Below are 18,969 nucleotides of genomic sequence, written 5' to 3' on the forward strand. Positions count from 1 at the left end.
ATAGAAAAACATTACTACAGCGTGCCTTATCTGTGGGTTAAAAAACAATTACGCGCACACATATCCAATCAACTCGTGCAGCTTTATTATGACGGCACTTTAATAGCACAGCATCCTCGCTCAAACCGTTTAGGCGGACATACGACACAGACACATCATATGCCAAAGGCGCATCAAAAACAGCATGAGCAGTCACCGATAAATTTACGCTCATGGGCATTGAGTATCGGTGATTATACTCATCAAGTCGTTGAATTATTGCTTAATAGCAAACGTCATCCAGAGCAAGCTTATCGCACCTGTTTAGGGGTGTTAAGTTTAGCTAAAACGTATTCAAAGGAAGGCCTCGAGCGAGCATGTTACCGAGCAATTTGCATGAATACGACCACACACAGATCTATTAAGCAAATGCTGTAAAAAGGGCTAGACCAACAACCATTACCCACACTCCAAACAGAGCCAGAAAAGCCAATTACACACAGCAACATACGTGGCACAGATTACTACCATTAAGGAATGCAAACATGATAGAAACAATTAATCAGCAACTTCAATTGCTCAAGTTATCGGGTATAAAGCAAGCACTCAAGCAGCAGCTTGAACAGCCAAACCTATATCAAGAACAAAGCTTTATAGAGCGCGTCAGTTTATTGCTAACGCATGAAATTGATACGCGTGACCAAAGAAAAATAGAGCGACTGGTGCGACAAGCAAAATTCCGCGTACCGGGTCAGTTAAATCAACTCATTTACTCGCCGAAGCGCAATCTAGATAAAGCACAAATACGCAGCCTCAGCCAAAGCACCTGGCTGAGTTTACATCAGAATATATTAATTACAGGCGCCACAGGCTGTGGCAAAACCTACCTCGCGTGTGCCTTGGGTCACGAGCACTGTTTACAAGGAAAAAGTGTCTTCTATATTCGATTAAAAGAATTACTTGAAAGTCTATTTCTAGCACAGGCCGATGGCAGTTATCGAAAATTATTGGGTAAACTCATTAAATACGACTTACTTATTTTAGACGATTGGGGGCTAGAGCCACTCAGTGCTCAGCAACGAAGCGACTTACTTGAATTAATCGATGCTAGATATGGTTATAAATCACACATCATCATTAGTCAGTTACCACAAGAGAATTGGCACCAAATGATCGGCGAATCAACGCACGCTGATGCTATTTTAGATAGGCTGATTCATGGTGCAATTAAGTTGAATTTAAAAGGAGAATCGATACGAAAACAGTTAAATGAATTGACTGATGATGATCAGTTAAGTTAATTTAAAAATGGCTCTACAAAATGATAAATCAAGCGATCAAAGCTGATGAGAATCGGTGATCAAAGTCATGAGAATACGCAATCTAAGCTGGTGTTTTCAGCGGCAACTTCAATATTAAAGCCTTCATAGCTAGTTTGGTATGCTAAGCGGTAATGGTTGTAAGATTTTTTTTCATTGCTATCCCACGCGTATTTTTTACCGTCTAATGAGTTTGAAATATCAAAACTTGCACGTAGTGCATGGTTAGGCGCAAGTTCATAAGTATGGGCGATCATTGAAATAACATGACTTGCACCGCTGCCAAAGTAGTCCCAGCTATACCAAAAGTTAAGCTCTGTTTGGCCATAATCACTCGCATAGCCAAATTTTGTATAGGCTTCGCCATAATTACCATCACTGTTATTGCCTTGGTAAGTGTAATAAGCAATACCGTAATCAGCACTAAAGTGTTCATCAAGCTGAATGTATCTACCTACATAAGCATCAAGTTCAAAATCAGTATCATCACCAAAATCTACATTAGAGGCCCAAATACCTGCATACACACCGTTATCAAATGCGTAATCTAGGCTTGCTTGAATTGCAGGGTCGTTATCTGTTTGCGTTACACCATTGAAAGTATAGTCAGAAGCTGCAGTAATGGTTGTTGACCAATTAGCCGCTGCAGTTGTAGATAAAAGTGTAAAAGGTAAAGCGATAAAAAGTTGTTTTAGTTTATTATGCATAGTGTTTTTCCTAGCTCATATTTTCAATTTTGGTGTAATCAATTTTGTTTGCTTTTGGTGAGCCTATAATGTCGTTCACCGTTTTTAATTTGTTGTAGCCAATATAAGCAATACAAATAAAGAACAAGGCAATAACTAATGCGCCAACCCATTGAATTTGTAAAAACTCTAACTTAAATAGTAATGTTAACAACGACAAAGCAACAATATTCATGGTTAAATATTTAAATTTACCTAAGCGTTTAACCGTCAAGTTTAAGTTATCTGTGTATAACCGGATAAGCGAATCAAGAGAGTTAATTACAAAAATAATACCAACAAATACCATGGCAAAGTTTTTAATACCTTCGGTAGGAATACCAGCTTCGTGGTAGTGATAAAGCACACTAAACCAGATAGCAATTGGAATTGATGGGAAAATCAACATCGCAGCCAATACCTGATAAGTTCTTAATCCACCCACAAAGCGTGCAGTAAATTGACCTATCATAATGCTCCATGCAAACCACCAAAATAAATAAAACTCATGGTAGTCATTTAGCGGTAAAACAAACTCATTAATATTGGCAAAATAAGTACCAATAGCGCCTAAGTTATTCGAAAAGGCAGACAATTCACTGTCACCAAATACAAATGCACCCGCCCACATAAAGGCAATGAGCGCTAAAAACATCCAAGTAGTAGAAATACTTAAAATACGTACATACTTAATGTCGGTACTCGAGTAGGCAGCAAACGATATTGCAGCCAACACAATTAAATAAAACACCGGAATAACACTTGAGCCATCACCGAAGTCGGGTAAGTACCAAGGTAAGTTAGTCAGTAGTAAGTAAGCAGTAAATGCACAGGTGCCAATGATGACAACGTTATTAATAAACTTAACCCAAGGAATTTCGAAAAATTTAACTTTAGGTTCTATTACACAGAAATAAAAGCACGTAAGAAAGTAAAATCCCCAGATTAAAAACCCCCAATAGCCAAACTCAATAGCTAGCGGATTTGCAAATGCGTACTCTGGGCTTGCTTTTATGTCTGCATAACCGGCAAATTCGGTTAACGGAAACATAATAAGGCCAACATCTAGGCCTGAGGTAAATAATATGGCTATAAAGGTAAATGTCCTAACTGGCGTTACGCCTACAACACGTACATTGCCCCATTTAAATAAAATAGCGATTACAGCTAATAAGGTGAAAATAATCCCAGCACTAAGCCAAATAGTCATTATCGCCCTCCCAAAATAAATAAAAGTAATTCATAAATACTCCGTTTATTGTTTTTCTCGCGTTAACACAACATAACCAATTTATATCGTGAGCCACGGCGAGCCTCACAAAGGGTTAACTGCCTAAGTAGCTAAACCTTTGCCAGTGGCTTAATTTATATCTTGCTATTACGTTGTGTTGTTTGCCAGTTAGCGCTCATTGCTACAGATGCATTGAGTTTTGCTAGTGGCTTATTACCTAAAATAATATCAGCGGCTTTTTCGGCCACCATAATGGTAGGGCCGTTTAAGTTACCGTTTGGTATGGTTGGAAATATAGACGAGTCAACTACACGTAAACCTGCAATCCCATGTACTTGGGTGTTTGAATTAACGACTGCCAGTTCATCTTCACCCATTTTGCAAGAGCAAGAAGGGTGATAAGCGCTTTCAACCGTTTGACGTACAAAGGCATCTATTTCTGCATCGGTTTGAATATGCTTACCTGGCTGAATTTCTTCATCGCGATAATCATCAAAGGCACTTTGCTCAATAATTTCACGAGTTAGGCGTACACAGGCTCTAAAGCCTTCAATGTCATCTTGATGTTGTAGGTAATTAAACACAATTTTAGGTGGTTGCTCAGGATCAGCCGATGCAATAGTAACGCTGCCGCGGCTTTTTGGCTTGTTATGACCTACATGTACTTGAAAGCCATGGCCGTCAAAGGCACTACGTCCGTCGTAGCGCATTGCGGCAGGTAAAAAATGGTATTGCAAATCTGGCCATTCAACTCCAGGCTTAGAACGAATAAAAGCACATGATTCAAAGTGATTTGTAGCGCCCAGTCCCTTGCGGGTTAATAACCAACGTGCACCAATTAAACCTTTTGAAATTAACCCTAATTTACCGTTTAAGGTAATAGGTTGTTTGCACTTATATTGAAAGTAAAACTCAAGATGATCTTGTAAGTTTTGCCCTACACCGGGTAAATGGTGTTTTACCTCAATGCCTGCTTTTTTAAGCACTTCGCTATCGCCAATACCCGATAGCTGTAAAATATGTGGCGAGCCAATAGAGCCGGCGCTTAATATCACTTCTTTTGCAGCAACAGCGGTTTTAACTTCGCCATTTACTTTGTATTCAATACCAGTGGCTTTTTTGCCCTCTAAAACAACGCGCTGGGCAAGTGCACCGGTAACAATAGTTAAATTATTACGCGATTTGACTGGGTCTAAATATTCACGCGCGGCTGAGCTACGTACACCGTCTTTTACCGTCATGTGCATTGGCCCAAAGCCTTCTTGCTGCGAGGCATTGTAGTCGTTAGTGTGTGCGTAACCCGCTTCAATGCCCGCTTTAATAAAGGTGCTGTACAAAGGGTTTTTCATTTCGTTACCGTTATTAACGCCCAGCGGGCCTTTACCGCCACGGTACTTATTTTCACCTAAGTAAAAGTTTTCTGCTTTTTGAAAATACGGTAAACACGACTGATAATCCCAGCCGTTTGCGCCATTGTGTTGCCATTCGTCAAAGTCTTTTGCATGGCCGCGTACATACACCATGCCATTTATAGATGACGAACCACCGAGTACTTTACCGCGCGGACAATGCATTTCGCGGTTGTCTAAATGCGGCTCAGGTTGGGTATGAAACTGCCACGCGTACTTATCGCTATTCATTGGAATAGAAAGCGCGGTAGGCATTTTTATAAAAATGCTTTTATCACTGCCACCCGTTTCTAGTAGTAATACACGGGTGTTTTTATCGGCCGATAAGCGATTTGCTAACACGCAACCTGCAGAGCCTGCGCCCACAATAATATAGTCATACGAATTACTCATAATCAGTATCCTTTAAAATGGGCTTTCTATGTCGGCCATACCAACATAAACAGATTTAGTTTGCGTGTAAGTATCGAGGGTTTCTATGCCGTTTTCGCGGCCAATGCCCGATTGCTTGTAACCACCCACTGGCATTTCTGCAGGCGAGTTACCATACGCGTTAATCCAACAAATACCCGCTTGTAGTTGATGAATAACACGGTGTGCACGCTTAATGTCGCTAGTAAATACACCTGCAGCTAGACCAAGGTGAGTGCCGTTTGCACGTTTAATCACATCGTCTTCGTCATCAAATACCAGCACGCTCATTACTGGGCCAAATATCTCTTCTTTGACTATGGTCATGTCATCGTTGCAATCAATAAACACAGTAGGGGCAACAAAGTAGCCGTTAGGTGCAGATGCAGGTGAAAGTGTTGTACCACCTGTTAGTAGCGTTGCGCCCTCTGCAATACCTTTATTAACGTAGCTCATTACTAAGTCTTGATGCTTTTTAGAAATTAGCGCGCCAAAGTTAGTATTTAAATCTTGAGGATCGCCGGCAATAATATTTTGTTCAGTACGGGTTTTAAGCTCATCAATAAATTGTTGATATACATTTTTATGAACATAAATACGGGTACAATTAGTACACACTTCGCCTTGAGTATAGAAGTTGCCTAACATTGCAGCACTTACTGCTTGTTCAATATTGGCATCATCAAATACAATTAATGGCGACTTACCACCAAGCTCCATGGTGACATCTTTTAAAGATCCCGCAGCGCTCGCAACTACCTTTTTACCTGTACCCACTTCGCCAGTAAACGACACTTTATCTATATCAGTATGCTGTGTTAGCCATTGGCCTACATCGCCTGCGCCTTGTACTACATTAAATACACCTGCGGGTACGCCAGCTTCTACAAAAATTTCAGCTAGCTTAATTGCGCCAAGTGGTGTTTCTTCCGATGGTTTAAAAATAAACGCATTACCAGCGGCAAGAGCAGGGCCCGATTTCCAACAGGCAATTTGTATCGGGTAGTTCCACGCACCAATACCAGCGCAAATACCTAAAGGCTCTTTACGGGTATAGTAAAAGTCGCTGCCAACCATTTGTTGTTGGCCAACTTGTGCCGGTGCTAAACCAGCAAAGAATTCAATAACATCAGCGCCTGTTTCAATATCTACACAGTTTGCTTCTTGCATTGGTTTGCCGGTATCAAGTACCTCTACCAGCGCTAGCTCATCATTGCGCTCGCGTAAAATTGCTACGGCCTTGAGTAAAATGCGACTTCGCTCAATAGGCGACATGGCCGACCACTGCGCAAAACCTTGCTTTGCACTTGCAATGGCAGCGTTTTGAATAAACTCGTCAGCAATTTCTACTGCATAAATAACTTCACCCGTAGCAGGGTTAGTTACATCAAATGTTTTGCCGCTTTTATTTGCAAGGAAATGGCCGTTAATAAAATTTTGATAGACAGGTGTTGTCACGCTAGGCTCCATATTGCTTGATGAGTGAATGCACATAACTTTTTGCTAGCTTTTCACTGTGATTAAACTGATGTTCGTTTGATTTACTAAGTACTGCGCGTAACCATAGGCCGTCGATCATGGCGGCGCTAAGTTCGGCAGCTTGTTTTGCTTGCTCAGTGGGCATTAATTGCTTAAATGAAAATGCTAAATTACTTTGCAAGCGTTTGCTGTTTACATTTTGTAGCCGGTGTAATTCGGCATCGTGCATTGATTGTGCCCAAAAGCTCAACCAAGTTCGTGTAGTGTCTGAGCGCTGTTGCACAAGTGCAAAGTTAGCTTCAATAATAAACATTAAGCGCTGCGTCGCGTTGGTATTTGCTTCAAGCTTGCAAACAAGCTCCTGTTTTAAACTCGTAAGTAAATACCTGACCGTTGCTTCAATTAATCCCTGCTTACCACCAAAGTAATGACTAATAATGCCAGAGGATAATCCCGCATTTTTACTAATACTGTTAATAGTGGTTGCTTGTAAACCGCGCTGTGCAACCGACTCAATTGTTGCGTCAATTAGCTGCTGACGTCTTATAGGTTCCATTCCAACTTTAGGCATATTTATTATTAATTGACCGTTCAATAAACATAAGCTTAAGGTAATAGCTCTAACAATTCAAGGCGCAGGTAAATGATCGGATGCCTAAATATAGATGAAATATTAACAAAAAAGGTAATCTAGCATACGTAAATAACAAACAATTAATTTAATTTATATTATTTAAAAAACAATAGTTTATGCGTTATTTTATAGTGAGGTAAGTGAGGGTTATTTTTACTAAGAAATAAAATGTAAATAATTTCAAATAATATGCTTAGTACGGTAATCATTAGAGCACTAACGGTATGTGTTGCTGTTTATATAGCCAAAATTGCAATGGATATAATTATAACAACAGGCTAGTTTTATAAAGTTAATGTAAATATAGCAAAGCAAGAAGGGTTAATATATATACAAAGCAGAGGTATTGTTACAGCTTTATTTAAGGCGTTAATATACCTTTGAACAAAAGAGGATAACGCCTAAGACGATTTCCAATGTAGTCATCGGCCATAATTTGTGCGCAAATTTCATCCACGTTATTACATGCTGCAAACACCCAGTCAAATCGCTCAATAGCGAGAAGAAAGCCTTTTTTTAAATGAGTTTGGGTGCGGTAGTAAGCTAGGTTGTGGCGAATAATTTCGAGCTTGTGCGGATTAGCTTCAAGCTCAATAATTACTTGCGTAATAAAGGAAGTATTGAGCTTGCTAGTGGCGCGTTTTTTAAGCCTGGGTGGCAGCATTGGTTTCATTGGCAATATTGTGTAATTTTTTTAAAAAGTCATCTTTTTGTTTTTCATGTTCGTAATCAAGATGATACGTATTATGAAAACCAAAGCGCAGTTCTACCCCGCTGCCTTGTAAATAAATGGTATAACCGTCTGCGTCTGAATACGCGGTAACGCCTTGATAATGCTTAGCATCATCCTGCATTTCGCCGCGTTGTATTATGCGTTCATACACAGCTAAAATTTGCTTGTTGTCGATTTCATTTTTCATTAATTAATCCTTAACTTTGCAAGTATATACGTTTTAGATATGTGGCCCGATCATCTTAAAAACAATGGTTAAAAAATGATGATATTACTTTGTAATTTGGTTATTTTAAATTATGCTCACAATTCATTATTTGTTGAGCTTACACCATGATAGACAAGGCGTTACTACTTAAAACTCGTGAATTATCAGATCAATTAGTTGCCCTGCAAACACCAATAAGAATACTGGATGCGATTAATTGGGATAAACAAATTAAAGAAGAATTTTTTAGACAGAAATGTCAAAAAAATCCACTTATTGATCGTGCTTATTATCAGCAGCGCGATTTAGGATTTGTGCCCAGCGAACTACGCCAAGCATTTTCTACTTTGCAGCGTAACATTATTAACCAGTTAGGGCAGCTAAACCCAATAGCTCAATATATGGGAAAAATGTGCAGCGAGTATAAAACCGTATTAAGCATGCTGGAATATCGAGGAACGCCGGAGTTTCATGACTTATCAGTAGAGCTATTTGGGCATCCTAAAGATTTGTTTCATGCTGGTGAGCCTTCACTTACTGAGCTGGCAAACATGTTAGAGCGGCCGCTTAAAAACTTATTAATTGCCGATATACTGCCAGACGACCCTAAAAACATAGCAGCCAGCGATGCCGTGCGTATTTTATCGGAGCAAGTTAATGCCAGTATGGTGGGGATCAACGTAGAGGTAATGCTAAGCGATGGCATAGTGAGTGATGCAGCCGCTGGGGCTAATAATATTAAGCTTAATAAAGATGTGAAGTTTTCGCAGCGTGAACTCGATATTTTAGAAGTACACGAAGGCTGGATACACGTAGGCACGACGCAAAATGGCCTAGCGCAACCTTACTTAACCTGTTTAAGTAAAGGCACGCCAAGCTCAACAGTGACCCAAGAGGGCCTTGCGGTATTAACCGAAATTATTACCTTAAAATCAACACCACGGCGCCTATCTAAATTAGTTAACCGTATTCAAGCGGTAACCAAGGTAATTGATGGTGCTGAATTTGTTGATATTTACCGCGACTATGTAGCGCAAGGATTATCGCAAGATGAAAGCTATACCCTAGCTCAGCGTGTATTTAGGGGCAGCACACCCACAGGTTTACCGTTTACTAAAGACATTGCCTATATTAAAGGCTTTGTTTTGGTGTACAACTTGATTCGGGTTGCCATACAACTGGGCCGAATTGATCAACTGCCTTTATTATTGGTGGGAAAAATATCGATTGATGACTTTAGGCTGATTACGCAACTGCATAGTTTAGGAGTAATCGAATCGCCTAAGTTTGTACCGCCACACTTTAAAGACTTACGCGGTTTAGCAACTTGGCTCAGTTTTGGGCGCTTTATTGGTGACTTGTCGTTTGAACAATTAGAAAACGATTATAAGCCGCTGTTTTTATAATAACCACAGAGAGCTTGTCTCCCTTAAAGCAAAAAAAACGCAGTTGGAATGAGCAACTGCGTTTAAGTATATAGTTACAAGCCAACGTAACTATAGTTGAGGAAAGTTTGCTAGTAATTAGCCAGGTAAAACTTGGCTGTATAGTTGCTGATTTGCCTTGCTACAAACTAGGTTTGTAATCTACTCAGATTGATTATAATCAAGAAGCAGCGAAATAATAAAACGTGTTTTTAATTGGTGCAATAGTTAATTTTAAATAACGTGGAATTAATTTAAGTTAATATAAAACAGTAGTTTGGGTTGTTAATTTAAATCATCTTATCGATAAGTAAAATTAATCGAAGCGCCATTACGTTAGTAAACCTCTTTACCAGAGCTCCGGTTAAATAGGCATAAAAAAAGCCCTTTACGGGCTTTTTAAAAGTAACTAAATACAGGCTAGTTAGCGCGCATTGGTACTTTCAAAAATTTTATCTGCAGAGGCTGCTACAAACCCGGTGTAAAGCTCGCCATCGGCTTTAGGATAGCGAATAGCAAACTCATAAAAACAGCTAGGAATGCTCATTTCACCATCGCTAAAGCTCACTGAGTACTCATCAGCAAGGGTTGACGATTGCTCAAGTAATACCTCTGGCGAGCCTTTTACTTCGCCGCCTGAGCTGTTAAGTGTAAAGCCTGCATCTTTTAGTGCTTGGTTAACATCTTCAATATTATCAAACTTATCAAGGGTATTAATATTTACCGTAAAGTGATTAGCTCGATAACCCCATGCCGACATCCACGCTGCATATTCGCTCTCGGCAAGAAGTTGTTTATAAGTGTCTGTGCTTACTTGCCAGTGCGTGCCTGAGTATAAAAAGTTATCGGCAGTCACTGCGCTTTCGTCAATTTGGCTTACCATAACATTTACAATTGCTTGTAACTCAGGAGAGCATTTATCGACCAACAACTCAGAAATAAATACTTTTGGCTGTGTTAAATCGCTATGCTCGTAGTGCTTTGCGTATAGTTTTTTAGCTTCAAAGTGATACTCACCGCATTCTTTATAACCTAAAGCTAAAAAGTGTGCTGCCAGCTTTTCTAAGCCCACTTTTTCAATGTTAAAGGTACGCAGAGCAATATGATCGTTAATAATGTCATCTTTTTGCGTTGAACCTAATAGATCATGAATTTTGTCTGCCGATGGCGTTACGTTTAAGTAGTTTTGCCATAGGTTATCAAATAATGTATTTACATCAGTATGCATTTTAAATCCTTAAATTTTGTTATATACCTAACGTTAGTTAAGTTGTATTTATTCAATTATTAAGCCCGGCGCGAGGGTTTGCGGTAAGGTTACTTTGTCTGATTCAACAGAAGCTACCGGGTAGGCGCAATAATCGGCAGCGTAATAGGCGCTTGCTCTGTGATTACCACTTGCGCCAATGCCACCAAATGGTGCAGCGCTAGACGCACCGGTAATGGGGCGATTCCAGTTAACAATGCCAGCACGAATACGCTTTAAAAAATGGCTATAATCGTGTTCGCTATCGGCTAGTAAGCCGGCAGATAAACCAAAGCTGGTGTTATTTGCCTCATTAATGGCGCTGTCAAAATCGCTGTAACGGTATACTTTTATTAATGGCCCAAAATGCTCTTCATCTGGCATATCGCTAACATTAGTTACATCAATAATACCTGGACTGACAAAACCAGTGCCTGGTTTTAATTGCTTAAGTTCAACTAAAACCTCAGCGCCTTTTGCGACAAGTTCATTTTGCGCAGCCACCATACCTAATGCTGCTTTTTCGCTGATCATAGCACCCATAAATGGCTGTTCTGTTGCAAAGCTGTCATCAACTACAATATTGTTAGTGGCGCTAATAAGCTTAGCTAAAATGGCATCGCCATTACTCGACTTTTCAATAAATACACGGCGTGCACACGTACAGCGTTGGCCTGAGGTAATAAAGCCTGATTGAATAATGTCGTGTACTGCGGCGCTAATATCGTTTACGTCTTTAATTATAAGCGGGTTATTGCCGCCCATTTCAAGCGCTAAAATTTTACCCGGATGGCCAGCAAACTGTTTATGTAATAAATGACCCGTATTAGAACTACCGGTAAAAAATAAGCCATCTATGTCTTGGTGAGCCGCCAATGCCTTACCTGTTTCAATTTCGCCTTGTACTAGGTTAATTACACCAGCAGGTAAACCTGCTTTTAACCACAGCGATAAAGTAAATTGTGCTACATGAGGAGTAAGCTCAGAGGGTTTAAATACCACAGTGTTACCCGCTAAAATAGCTGGCACAATATGCCCGTTAGGCAAGTGCCCCGGGAAGTTATAAGGGCCAAAAATAGCCACTACACCGTGCGGTTTATGCCTAATAAATGCTTTAGCACCAGGCATTGGGTTTTCTGTGGTGCCGGTGCGCTCATTATATGCTTTTACCGAAATAGCGACTTTACCTGTCATCGCACCTACTTCAGTACGGGTTTCCCATAAAGGTTTCCCGGTTTCTTGGGCAATAATAACGGCAAACTCTTCGCTGTGTTCTTTTAGTTGTGCAGCAAAGTTTTCTAGTATAGTAATGCGCTGCTCAAGCGGGGTATCGGCCCATTGTAACTGCGCTGCTCTTGCTGCTTTTATTGCGCTATTTACTTGCTCAGCACTGGCGCCATTACCTTGCCAAATTGTTTCGCCATTGCTTGGATTAATTGAGGCAAACGCGGGGCCTTGGCCTGCTTGCCATTGGTTATTTATAAGTTGTGTATTCATATATATTTACAGACGAAAGAATCGTGCTGCATCTCCTTGGCTTAACTTAAGTGCATCAGCCACTGCTTGGCTAATGATTAACGTATGCTTTGCATGATTATAATGCGCGTGTTTAGTAAATGTAGCTCTAAAGTCACTCACACCATGATTACAAATAGCGAGCGTGTCGGAACTGTTTTGTGTTATGTGCTCAAGTTCACCTATGGTAATAGGGCACACTTGAGACTCGCGAATACTGCGAATATTACCTAGCTTAGCTTCTACAGTGGGGCCGGCATCAAATAAGTCAACATAGCCGCGATGCTCAAAACCTTCTTTTTCGAGGAGTTTAAGCGCGGGTTTGGTTTTTTCATGAACATGACCGATCACAGCTTGGGCTTTTTTACTCAGTAAATTTACGTAAATAGGGTACTTAGGCATGAGCTCGCTAATAAACACCTTGTCGCCTAAACCGACTAAATGATCAGCTTGTGGAAACTCAATACTAAAAAAGTGCTCTTGTAGCCATTGCCAAAATGGTGAGTGGCCATGCTCGTCGCTTACACCGCGCATCTCGGCAATGACGGTATCGGCAAAGCGTTCGCTGTGCTGCGCCATAAACAAAAAGCGCGAGCGCGATAAAAAGCGTCCAGTTAAGCCTGTACGGCTGTCTTCACGTAAAAATAAAGTGCATATTTCAGAGCAACCCGTGTAGTCGTTACACATGCTCAAAATATCAACTGTATTATATACATTTAGTGTAGGCGAGTGATGCACTGTTTTACCTAAATGATAATGATATAGCGGCACAGTTAAGCCTACAGCGGCTTCTATTGCGGTTGTGCCAATCACTTTACCTGTTTCACTGTCTTCTAAAACAAATAAATAGCTCTCGTCCAATGGTTTATTAATGTTTTTAGCAAAGCTTTTTTCAGCGCGGTCAATTTTTTCTTTTAGCTGGGTGTCATCCACGGGCAAAGAGGTAAACCCATGCCCAGACTCTATTGCTATTTGCTTAAGCGCATCAAAGTCGTTGGCTGTAATAGGACGTAATACTTGCATTAATTACTTGCTCCAATAGCACGCCCAAAGGCGTGCTGGTTTACTATTATTAACCGTTAACTACATCGCTTACGGCTTTATCAAAGCGCTCTAGGCCTTCTTTAATATCTTCTAGCGGAATAACTAAAGATGGAGTAAAGCGAATAACATCCGCACCCGCTACTAAGTTCATTAAACCATTGTTAGCACTGGCTATTAAAAAGTCGCGCGCACGCCCAGCAAACTTGTCGTTTAGTGCTGCACCAATTAATAAACCTTTACCGCGAATTTCACTAAATACATTATATTTTTCGTTAATCGCATTTAAGCCATCACGAAACAGCTGTTCGCGCTCTTTTACGCCGCTAAGTACTTCAGGGGTATTTACTGTATCAAAAGCTGCTTCGGCTACGGCGCAGGCTAATGGATTTCCACCGTATGTAGAGCCATGTGTGCCTACTTTTAAATGCGCTGCGATTGCCGTGGTGGTGATCATGGCACCAATAGGAAAACCGCCACCTAACGCTTTTGCTGTAGTTAAAATATCAGGTACTACGTTTAAGCCCTGATACGCGTATAAATCGCCAGTACGGCCTACACCCGTTTGCACTTCATCAAAAATAAGTAGCGCGTTGTGCTTAGTACATAGCTCGCGTACTTTATGTGCAAAATCGTCAGTAGGTGAAATAATACCGCCTTCACCTTGTAGTGGCTCCATCATTACCGCACAGGTTTTATCGCTAATAAGCGCTTCAAACGCGCTAATGTCGTTAAAATCGCAATGCACAATATCGGCAGGCTTAGGGCCAAAACCATCTGAATAAGCTGCTTGACCACCAACCGTTACGGTAAAAAAGGTACGACCGTGGAAGCCTTTATTAAAAGCAATAATTTGCGTTTTTTCAGCGCCGTGTACGTCAAGAGCAAAACGACGCGCTAATTTTAGCGCTGCTTCATTCGCTTCGGCACCTGAGTTGGCAAAGTACACTTTCTCAGCAAATGTAGCATCAACCATTTTTTTAGCTAAACGCAAAGCAGGCTCGTTGGTCATTACGTTTGATAAGTGCCAAATTTTTTCACCTTGCTCTTTTAGTGCACTAACTAAAGCCGGATGACAATGGCCTAAACAGTTAACCGCGATCCCGCCGGCAAAATCAATAAACTCGTTATTATCTTGATCCCATACACGAGAACCTACGCCGCGCACCGGAATAACTGCTGAAGGATTGTAGTTTGGTACCATTACATCGTTAAATAAGTCTCTAGTTACTTGCATTTTTACACCTAAATTATGTGGCTACTTAAAAAGTGTTGCTAAAACAAAGAAGAACTTAGCCTGTATTCTTCAGTAAACACTGTGTTTTTTGTTATAAGTGTCATTATCGAAGGTTGCGAATGAAATTTGCAGTGCTATATTGTGAAAAATGATTAGAATAAAAGTCAAATTAACGAAGGGTTTGTGCATTATGATAACTCCACAAGACGAAAAGCTATTATCTATTTTAAAAACCAATGCCAGAGCGAGTATTTCAGATTTAGCTAGGCACCTTAATTTATCGCGCTCAACGGTACAAAGCCGCATGTTAAAGCTAGAGGAAAGTGGCGTAATTAAAGGTTACAGCGTTGATTACGGTGATGACTTTTTAAATAGTATGGTAGCCGCCCATGTGTCTATTAAAGTAAGGCAAAAACTGACGACTAAAACTAACTTAGAGTTAAAGCAAATTAATGCTATATCGCAGCTTTATGCTATTAGTGGCGAGTTTGACTTAATTGCAGTTGTGCAAGCACAAAACTTAGAACAACTTAGCCACTTACTCGATGATATTGGCAACTTAGATGGTGTAGAACGCACTACTTCATCTGTTATTTTAGAAACCAAATTTAAACGCTAGGTTTGTTGTATAAAAATGTAAACAGGTGGCGATTACGCATTGATATAGCAAGCAATTTATAATAAAGTTATTGCATAGAGTACAAGCTCTAATGTCATGAAAGTGCATACTATTAGCTTGTACTTTGTAAACAAGGACTGTTTAAATAAACTTAGGAAAGTTGAATATTACTCTCCCTTTTTAATTCAATTAATAGCAATCAATTTACAGTACATTGGGTAGTTTATTTCATTAGCCGCTCTGCCAAGGAGTCAGCAACTTGCTGATCTAATAAGGACAAATTGTGAAAGTTATTATAAGCACCATTGTTTTACTAATTATAGCGAGTGGCTATTACCTTAGTGTTCATGCCGCCATTTTTAATACAAACAAAACTATTGAAGTTAAAGAATATAGCGATTTATTTTATAAGCTAGGCTCAGATTCTGCCTCAGACTCAGTGAGCATAGATGAGATTATTACTGGGGCTTCACAATTTGCACTTTCAATGTGTGATGATGCAGTTTATCAGCAGGTTTTAGGGAAAACGGTTGACTCTTGTAAACTTAAGTTTCATCAATCAAAAGCAAAATGCGCACAGTTTTTAACGGCGCATAACGCAGCATTTTACGATAAAAAAACACCGGTTAGCTTAGTCGCAGAAAAGTTTATTGACTGCGTAAGTTTGTAATATTTTAATTACTTATCTTTTGCTCGGGTAAATGCGTTAAACTTGTCACTAATAATTTAGTGACCTTATCGTCATTTAAATAGCTCTCTTAATCAATGGTATTAATCTTGATAAAGTGCACTTCATTGCAGCTTATATTCCTTAATTTGCTAAAATAAGTTTATTAAAGAGATAATGATTAATTTACCCACTATTTAGTGGCCGCAAAAGGTAATTAGCAATGATGAACACCAAAGTATACAAAGCAGTACACGATTTAGCTGAAGAGCTAATGGCGGCTGCAAATAAAAACGATACAAAAAAATTCGAGTCACTTTACGCGCAGCTTAAAGCAATTTGTATTGAAAACGAAAACACCAGCAAAGATCACCCTGTACAATGGGAAACGCTGGCTGATTTTACCGAAGAATTAGAAGAAGCAATTGAAGGCTACGAAAAAGCATTAAAAAAATCGATAGCCATTAACTCTAAAGATCATATGTCGTCGGTTGCATTTTCTATGGCAACTTTGCAGTTAGAATTAGGCCAAAAAGAGGCTGCAATTAAAAACCTTCAAGATGCTAAAGTCAGCGCTAATAAAATTTCTGATAAAGAGCTTAAAGCAGAAATACACGACCTACTAGAGTCGCTGGTAGAAGAAGAAGGCTAGAGCCTGCTTTATTGATATTTATTTTGCTGAGCTAACTAAGCTCAGCACTTTAAAGTAATGCATTAAGCACCATTAGTTATTATGGTTTTAAAGGTGCTTTTCTAATTATTTGCTTCTTGGCTTCGTCGAGTTTTATAACGTAAGCATTACCGCCAATACCTTTAAACTCTTCATCGGTAAAGACTATAGTGTTGTCGTCATAAAAAGTGACAGCTTCTTTTTGGGTAACAATGCCTAGGTCTATTCGCGACACGTCACCCGAGAAAAACTTATCTCCTTTAAAATTCTCAAATAACCAAAGGCTAGTTGAGTCTAATAACACCAGTTTTTTCCGATCAGGACTCAGTGCAGCAGAGGTTATCCAGCAGAGCTTTTCCATGGTGGTGCAGGTTTTAAATGAGTCGATTAGTTCAGCGTTAAAATTAGCCGCATGATCACCCACTTTATATACATTTGTAATACCATCAAAGGGTTCGGTACGATTTTTGGTAAATAAATATAAGTGCCTACCTAATGCTACAAACGCCTCTAAGTCATAATTGCGGTTATCTGGAGCAACCGGTGTACCGTCTAACTCGGGGTAGGTAAACTTAATTATTTCAGCTTCGGTGGTATCGGTTTTAATATCAATGGGGTTTTCTATTTTATAAATAGTAAGCCAGCGGCGCTCATTGGTGTTATTACCAAAATCACCTAAAAAAAAGTGACCAAATTTATTTTGGGTCATATCTTCCCAATCTATATTTTCAGCGTTAGTCACTAATATTTCTTTAGCAATTGAGCCATCATCATTGAGTCGGTAAAGTTTAGGTTCGTCGCCGCTGTCGTTAATAGCCCATAAGCGTTTATGCTTATCATACTCAATACCAGATACTTCTTTGAGTCTAGGGTCAACAGAAATCATTTTTTTGCTATACAAGGTATAAATAGCAGAGCCTAAGTATATGGCACTAGAAATAAACAGAGCAGCAATAGAAAGTAGAATACTTTTTTTCAACATCAAATTAATATATTTCAGAATGTTAATTAATATATCGTTATTATCGCTGATGGTAGAAGAGAACTAAAGACTTATCTCGTAGCGTTTATTAACAGTTGCTTAAAATTGCATATATTTTAAACCAAATAGGTTAATTAACATGATTTTGTCGAAGAAAAGTGACAATTATTGCTGATTAGGCTATTAATAGCTAAGTACTATATAAAAACTAAGAAGTAGGTAATGTGTCTGTATTTGTTGCAAGGCAAGCAATATTAAATCGTCGCCAGAATGTGGTTGCTTATGAGCTATTATTTCGTGATAGTGATAAAAACTATTTTCCAGAAATATCTGATGGCCAAGCAACGGCAAGGTTGATCATGGAAAATCAGCTTAACTTAGGAACCCGCCATATAACGTCAGGTAAAAAAGCGCTGATTAATATAGGACCAGAGTCGTTAAAACTCGATTTATGTGCATTTTTACCCTGTAAAGATGTGGTGATTGAGTTACTCGAAACCATAGAGCCCACAGACGATAATTATGAGTTATGCCGTGATTTATTTCATAGTAATTATAAATTAGCGTTAGATGATTTTGTGTACACCCCACAGTGGGAGCGTTTTTTAAAGCTGGTAAATCTGATTAAGTTTGATATACGCCAAACCCCATTACCTGAAATTGCCCAGGTTGTTAAAAAACTAAAAAAACATAAAAGAATAAAAATACTTGCTGAAAAAATAGAAACGCCCGAGGAGTTTGAGCTTGCCTTTAAAATGGGCTTCGATTACTTTCAAGGTTATTTTTTTGCAAAGCCAACCATGCTTAAACAAAACGACATAGACTATAATTACGCGCTGGTAATTGCAATTTATGCAGAAGTTATGAAACCTAATCCAGATATAACTGTAATTTCTGGGTTATTTGAGCTTGATGCTGCGCTGGCATACAAACTATTGCGCTTAATTAATAGTGGTGTGTTTCCTATTAAAAGCCAAATATCTTCCCTTAAACAAGCATTAGTATACTTAGGTCAGGAACGGTTAAAAAAGTTTGTAAGTTTGATCGTTACTGCTTATACAGTTAAGTCTAAGCCTGCCGAATTAATGAAAATGTGCGTAGTCCGTGCTCGCTTTTGTGAGCTAATTGCCGCGCAAATAAGTAAACAGCAAAAAGGTGAAGCCTTTTTAACCGGGCTGTTTTCGTTACTCGATGCCATATTAGATCAACCTATGAGTTTATTAGTTAATAAACTACCATTTCCAGATGACATTAAAGCAGCGTTACAGGGTGAAAAAAACACCTTACATTATATTCTTGAAACCGTAAAAGCATATGAATCAGGAAGCTGGTGGGCATTAGAGCAGGCCGTTTTATTAATAAATATAGATAGTAAATTACTACCTAACATTTATAAACAAGCGGTAGACTGGGCCGATAGCTATAAAAATATCACGTAAT

The 18,969-nt window shown here is 39.3% G+C and carries 19 protein-coding genes; 7 read left to right on the plus strand and 12 right to left on the minus strand.

What is annotated here, in order from left to right; genetic code table 11:
- Together AAEY55_RS12505 and istB are read left to right on the plus strand one after the other, a co-directional pair.
- Nucleotides 1-417: Mu transposase domain-containing protein (locus tag AAEY55_RS12505; RefSeq protein ID WP_407072707.1), on the plus strand; the 417-nt coding region annotated here is incomplete at its 5' end.
- Between the two features lie 107 nt (nt 418-524).
- The gene (gene istB / locus AAEY55_RS12510) at nt 525-1,280 is read left to right on the plus strand and encodes an IS21-like element helper ATPase IstB (RefSeq protein ID WP_076923272.1); all 756 of its coding nucleotides are present in this window, start codon (nt 525-527) and stop codon (nt 1,278-1,280) included.
- A 65-nt stretch (nt 1,281-1,345) separates the two neighbouring features.
- On the opposite strand, the gene AAEY55_RS12515 is transcribed toward istB, so the two are convergent.
- The 7 genes from AAEY55_RS12515 to AAEY55_RS12545 form a co-directional block, all read right to left on the minus strand.
- Nucleotides 1,346-2,005: a TorF family putative porin gene (locus AAEY55_RS12515; RefSeq protein WP_350551596.1), complete on the minus strand. Its 660-nt coding sequence runs from the start codon at nt 2,003-2,005 to the stop codon at nt 1,346-1,348.
- 10 nt (nt 2,006-2,015) lie between these two features.
- A complete protein-coding gene (locus AAEY55_RS12520; RefSeq protein WP_350551599.1) occupies nt 2,016-3,233 on the minus strand; it encodes a BCCT family transporter in 1,218 nt (405 codons plus the stop codon).
- Between the two features lie 155 nt (nt 3,234-3,388).
- A complete protein-coding gene (betA, locus tag AAEY55_RS12525) occupies nt 3,389-5,056 on the minus strand; it encodes a choline dehydrogenase (protein WP_350551602.1) in 1,668 nt (555 codons plus the stop codon).
- Nucleotides 5,057-5,068: 12 nt separating this feature from the next.
- The gene (betB, locus tag AAEY55_RS12530) at nt 5,069-6,532 is read right to left on the minus strand and encodes a betaine-aldehyde dehydrogenase (protein ID WP_350551605.1); all 1,464 of its coding nucleotides are present in this window, start codon (nt 6,530-6,532) and stop codon (nt 5,069-5,071) included.
- Between the two features lies 1 nt (nt 6,533).
- Complete coding sequence (betI, locus tag AAEY55_RS12535; RefSeq protein ID WP_086995886.1) at nt 6,534-7,109, minus strand: transcriptional regulator BetI; 576 nt, start codon at nt 7,107-7,109, stop codon at nt 6,534-6,536.
- A 439-nt stretch (nt 7,110-7,548) separates the two neighbouring features.
- Nucleotides 7,549-7,851: a hypothetical protein gene (locus AAEY55_RS12540; RefSeq protein WP_086995851.1), complete on the minus strand. Its 303-nt coding sequence runs from the start codon at nt 7,849-7,851 to the stop codon at nt 7,549-7,551.
- Nucleotides 7,832-8,107, minus strand: a complete 276-nt coding sequence (locus AAEY55_RS12545) for a DUF3081 domain-containing protein (RefSeq protein ID WP_182678617.1) — start codon at nt 8,105-8,107, stop codon at nt 7,832-7,834. Before AAEY55_RS12545 ends, AAEY55_RS12540 begins: the two co-directional genes overlap by 20 nt.
- A gap of 146 nt (nt 8,108-8,253) precedes the next feature.
- Here AAEY55_RS12545 and AAEY55_RS12550 point away from each other — a divergent pair, with 146 nt between their 5' ends.
- The gene (locus AAEY55_RS12550; protein ID WP_058375022.1) at nt 8,254-9,534 is read left to right on the plus strand and encodes a flavohemoglobin expression-modulating QEGLA motif protein; all 1,281 of its coding nucleotides are present in this window, start codon (nt 8,254-8,256) and stop codon (nt 9,532-9,534) included.
- A 442-nt stretch (nt 9,535-9,976) separates the two neighbouring features.
- Here the strand turns inward: AAEY55_RS12550 and AAEY55_RS12555 are convergent, their stop codons facing one another.
- From AAEY55_RS12555 to AAEY55_RS12570, 4 genes are read right to left on the minus strand one after another with little or no spacing between them, the layout of a single operon-like run.
- The gene (locus AAEY55_RS12555) at nt 9,977-10,780 is read right to left on the minus strand and encodes a DUF1338 domain-containing protein (protein WP_350551610.1); all 804 of its coding nucleotides are present in this window, start codon (nt 10,778-10,780) and stop codon (nt 9,977-9,979) included.
- Nucleotides 10,781-10,828: 48 nt separating this feature from the next.
- Nucleotides 10,829-12,295, minus strand: a complete 1,467-nt coding sequence (gene astD / locus AAEY55_RS12560) for a succinylglutamate-semialdehyde dehydrogenase (RefSeq protein WP_350551613.1) — start codon at nt 12,293-12,295, stop codon at nt 10,829-10,831.
- Nucleotides 12,296-12,301: 6 nt separating this feature from the next.
- Nucleotides 12,302-13,336: an arginine N-succinyltransferase gene (astA, locus tag AAEY55_RS12565; RefSeq protein WP_011330052.1), complete on the minus strand. Its 1,035-nt coding sequence runs from the start codon at nt 13,334-13,336 to the stop codon at nt 12,302-12,304.
- A gap of 49 nt (nt 13,337-13,385) precedes the next feature.
- Nucleotides 13,386-14,591, minus strand: a complete 1,206-nt coding sequence (locus AAEY55_RS12570) for an aspartate aminotransferase family protein (protein ID WP_182678624.1) — start codon at nt 14,589-14,591, stop codon at nt 13,386-13,388.
- A 190-nt stretch (nt 14,592-14,781) separates the two neighbouring features.
- On the opposite strand from AAEY55_RS12570, the gene AAEY55_RS12575 reads away from it, so the two are divergent.
- From AAEY55_RS12575 to AAEY55_RS12585, 3 genes are all read left to right on the plus strand, one after another.
- The gene (locus AAEY55_RS12575) at nt 14,782-15,210 is read left to right on the plus strand and encodes an Lrp/AsnC family transcriptional regulator (RefSeq protein ID WP_011330054.1); all 429 of its coding nucleotides are present in this window, start codon (nt 14,782-14,784) and stop codon (nt 15,208-15,210) included.
- Between the two features lie 283 nt (nt 15,211-15,493).
- Nucleotides 15,494-15,880 carry a hypothetical protein gene (locus AAEY55_RS12580; RefSeq protein ID WP_182678625.1) on the plus strand — a complete coding sequence of 129 codons (387 nt, stop codon included), beginning with the start codon at nt 15,494-15,496 and terminating at the stop codon, nt 15,878-15,880.
- A gap of 220 nt (nt 15,881-16,100) precedes the next feature.
- A complete protein-coding gene (locus AAEY55_RS12585; RefSeq protein WP_350551617.1) occupies nt 16,101-16,529 on the plus strand; it encodes a tetratricopeptide repeat protein in 429 nt (142 codons plus the stop codon).
- A gap of 79 nt (nt 16,530-16,608) precedes the next feature.
- Here AAEY55_RS12585 and AAEY55_RS12590 read toward each other — a convergent pair whose 3' ends face one another.
- A complete protein-coding gene (locus AAEY55_RS12590; protein ID WP_350551620.1) occupies nt 16,609-17,529 on the minus strand; it encodes a hypothetical protein in 921 nt (306 codons plus the stop codon).
- A 224-nt stretch (nt 17,530-17,753) separates the two neighbouring features.
- On the opposite strand from AAEY55_RS12590, the gene AAEY55_RS12595 reads away from it, so the two are divergent.
- The gene (locus AAEY55_RS12595) at nt 17,754-18,968 is read left to right on the plus strand and encodes an HDOD domain-containing protein (protein WP_350551623.1); all 1,215 of its coding nucleotides are present in this window, start codon (nt 17,754-17,756) and stop codon (nt 18,966-18,968) included.
- The last annotated feature ends 1 nt before the right edge of the window (nt 18,969 follow it).

Source organism: Pseudoalteromonas sp. 120-MNA-CIBAN-0494 (genome assembly GCF_040308885.1).
Classification (GTDB): Bacteria; Pseudomonadota; Gammaproteobacteria; order Enterobacterales; family Alteromonadaceae; genus Pseudoalteromonas; species Pseudoalteromonas nigrifaciens.

Excerpts from the sequence above, each read along its gene's own strand:
- istB (WP_076923272.1), top strand. The coding sequence starts at position 525 with ATGATAGAAACAATTAATCAGCAACTTCAATTGCTCAAGTTATCGGGT.
- AAEY55_RS12515 (WP_350551596.1), bottom strand. The coding sequence starts at position 2,005 with ATGCATAATAAACTAAAACAACTTTTTATCGCTTTACCTTTTACACTT.
- AAEY55_RS12520 (WP_350551599.1), bottom strand. The coding sequence starts at position 3,233 with ATGACTATTTGGCTTAGTGCTGGGATTATTTTCACCTTATTAGCTGTA.
- betA (WP_350551602.1), bottom strand. The coding sequence starts at position 5,056 with ATGAGTAATTCGTATGACTATATTATTGTGGGCGCAGGCTCTGCAGGT.
- betI (WP_086995886.1), bottom strand. The coding sequence starts at position 7,109 with ATGGAACCTATAAGACGTCAGCAGCTAATTGACGCAACAATTGAGTCG.
- AAEY55_RS12540 (WP_086995851.1), bottom strand. The coding sequence starts at position 7,851 with ATGCTGCCACCCAGGCTTAAAAAACGCGCCACTAGCAAGCTCAATACT.
- AAEY55_RS12545 (WP_182678617.1), bottom strand. The coding sequence starts at position 8,107 with ATGAAAAATGAAATCGACAACAAGCAAATTTTAGCTGTGTATGAACGC.
- AAEY55_RS12550 (WP_058375022.1), top strand. The coding sequence starts at position 8,254 with ATGATAGACAAGGCGTTACTACTTAAAACTCGTGAATTATCAGATCAA.
- AAEY55_RS12555 (WP_350551610.1), bottom strand. The coding sequence starts at position 10,780 with ATGCATACTGATGTAAATACATTATTTGATAACCTATGGCAAAACTAC.
- astD (WP_350551613.1), bottom strand. The coding sequence starts at position 12,295 with ATGAATACACAACTTATAAATAACCAATGGCAAGCAGGCCAAGGCCCC.
- astA (WP_011330052.1), bottom strand. The coding sequence starts at position 13,336 with ATGCAAGTATTACGTCCTATTACAGCCAACGACTTTGATGCGCTTAAG.
- AAEY55_RS12570 (WP_182678624.1), bottom strand. The coding sequence starts at position 14,591 with ATGCAAGTAACTAGAGACTTATTTAACGATGTAATGGTACCAAACTAC.
- AAEY55_RS12575 (WP_011330054.1), top strand. The coding sequence starts at position 14,782 with ATGATAACTCCACAAGACGAAAAGCTATTATCTATTTTAAAAACCAAT.
- AAEY55_RS12585 (WP_350551617.1), top strand. The coding sequence starts at position 16,101 with ATGATGAACACCAAAGTATACAAAGCAGTACACGATTTAGCTGAAGAG.
- AAEY55_RS12590 (WP_350551620.1), bottom strand. The coding sequence starts at position 17,529 with ATGTTGAAAAAAAGTATTCTACTTTCTATTGCTGCTCTGTTTATTTCT.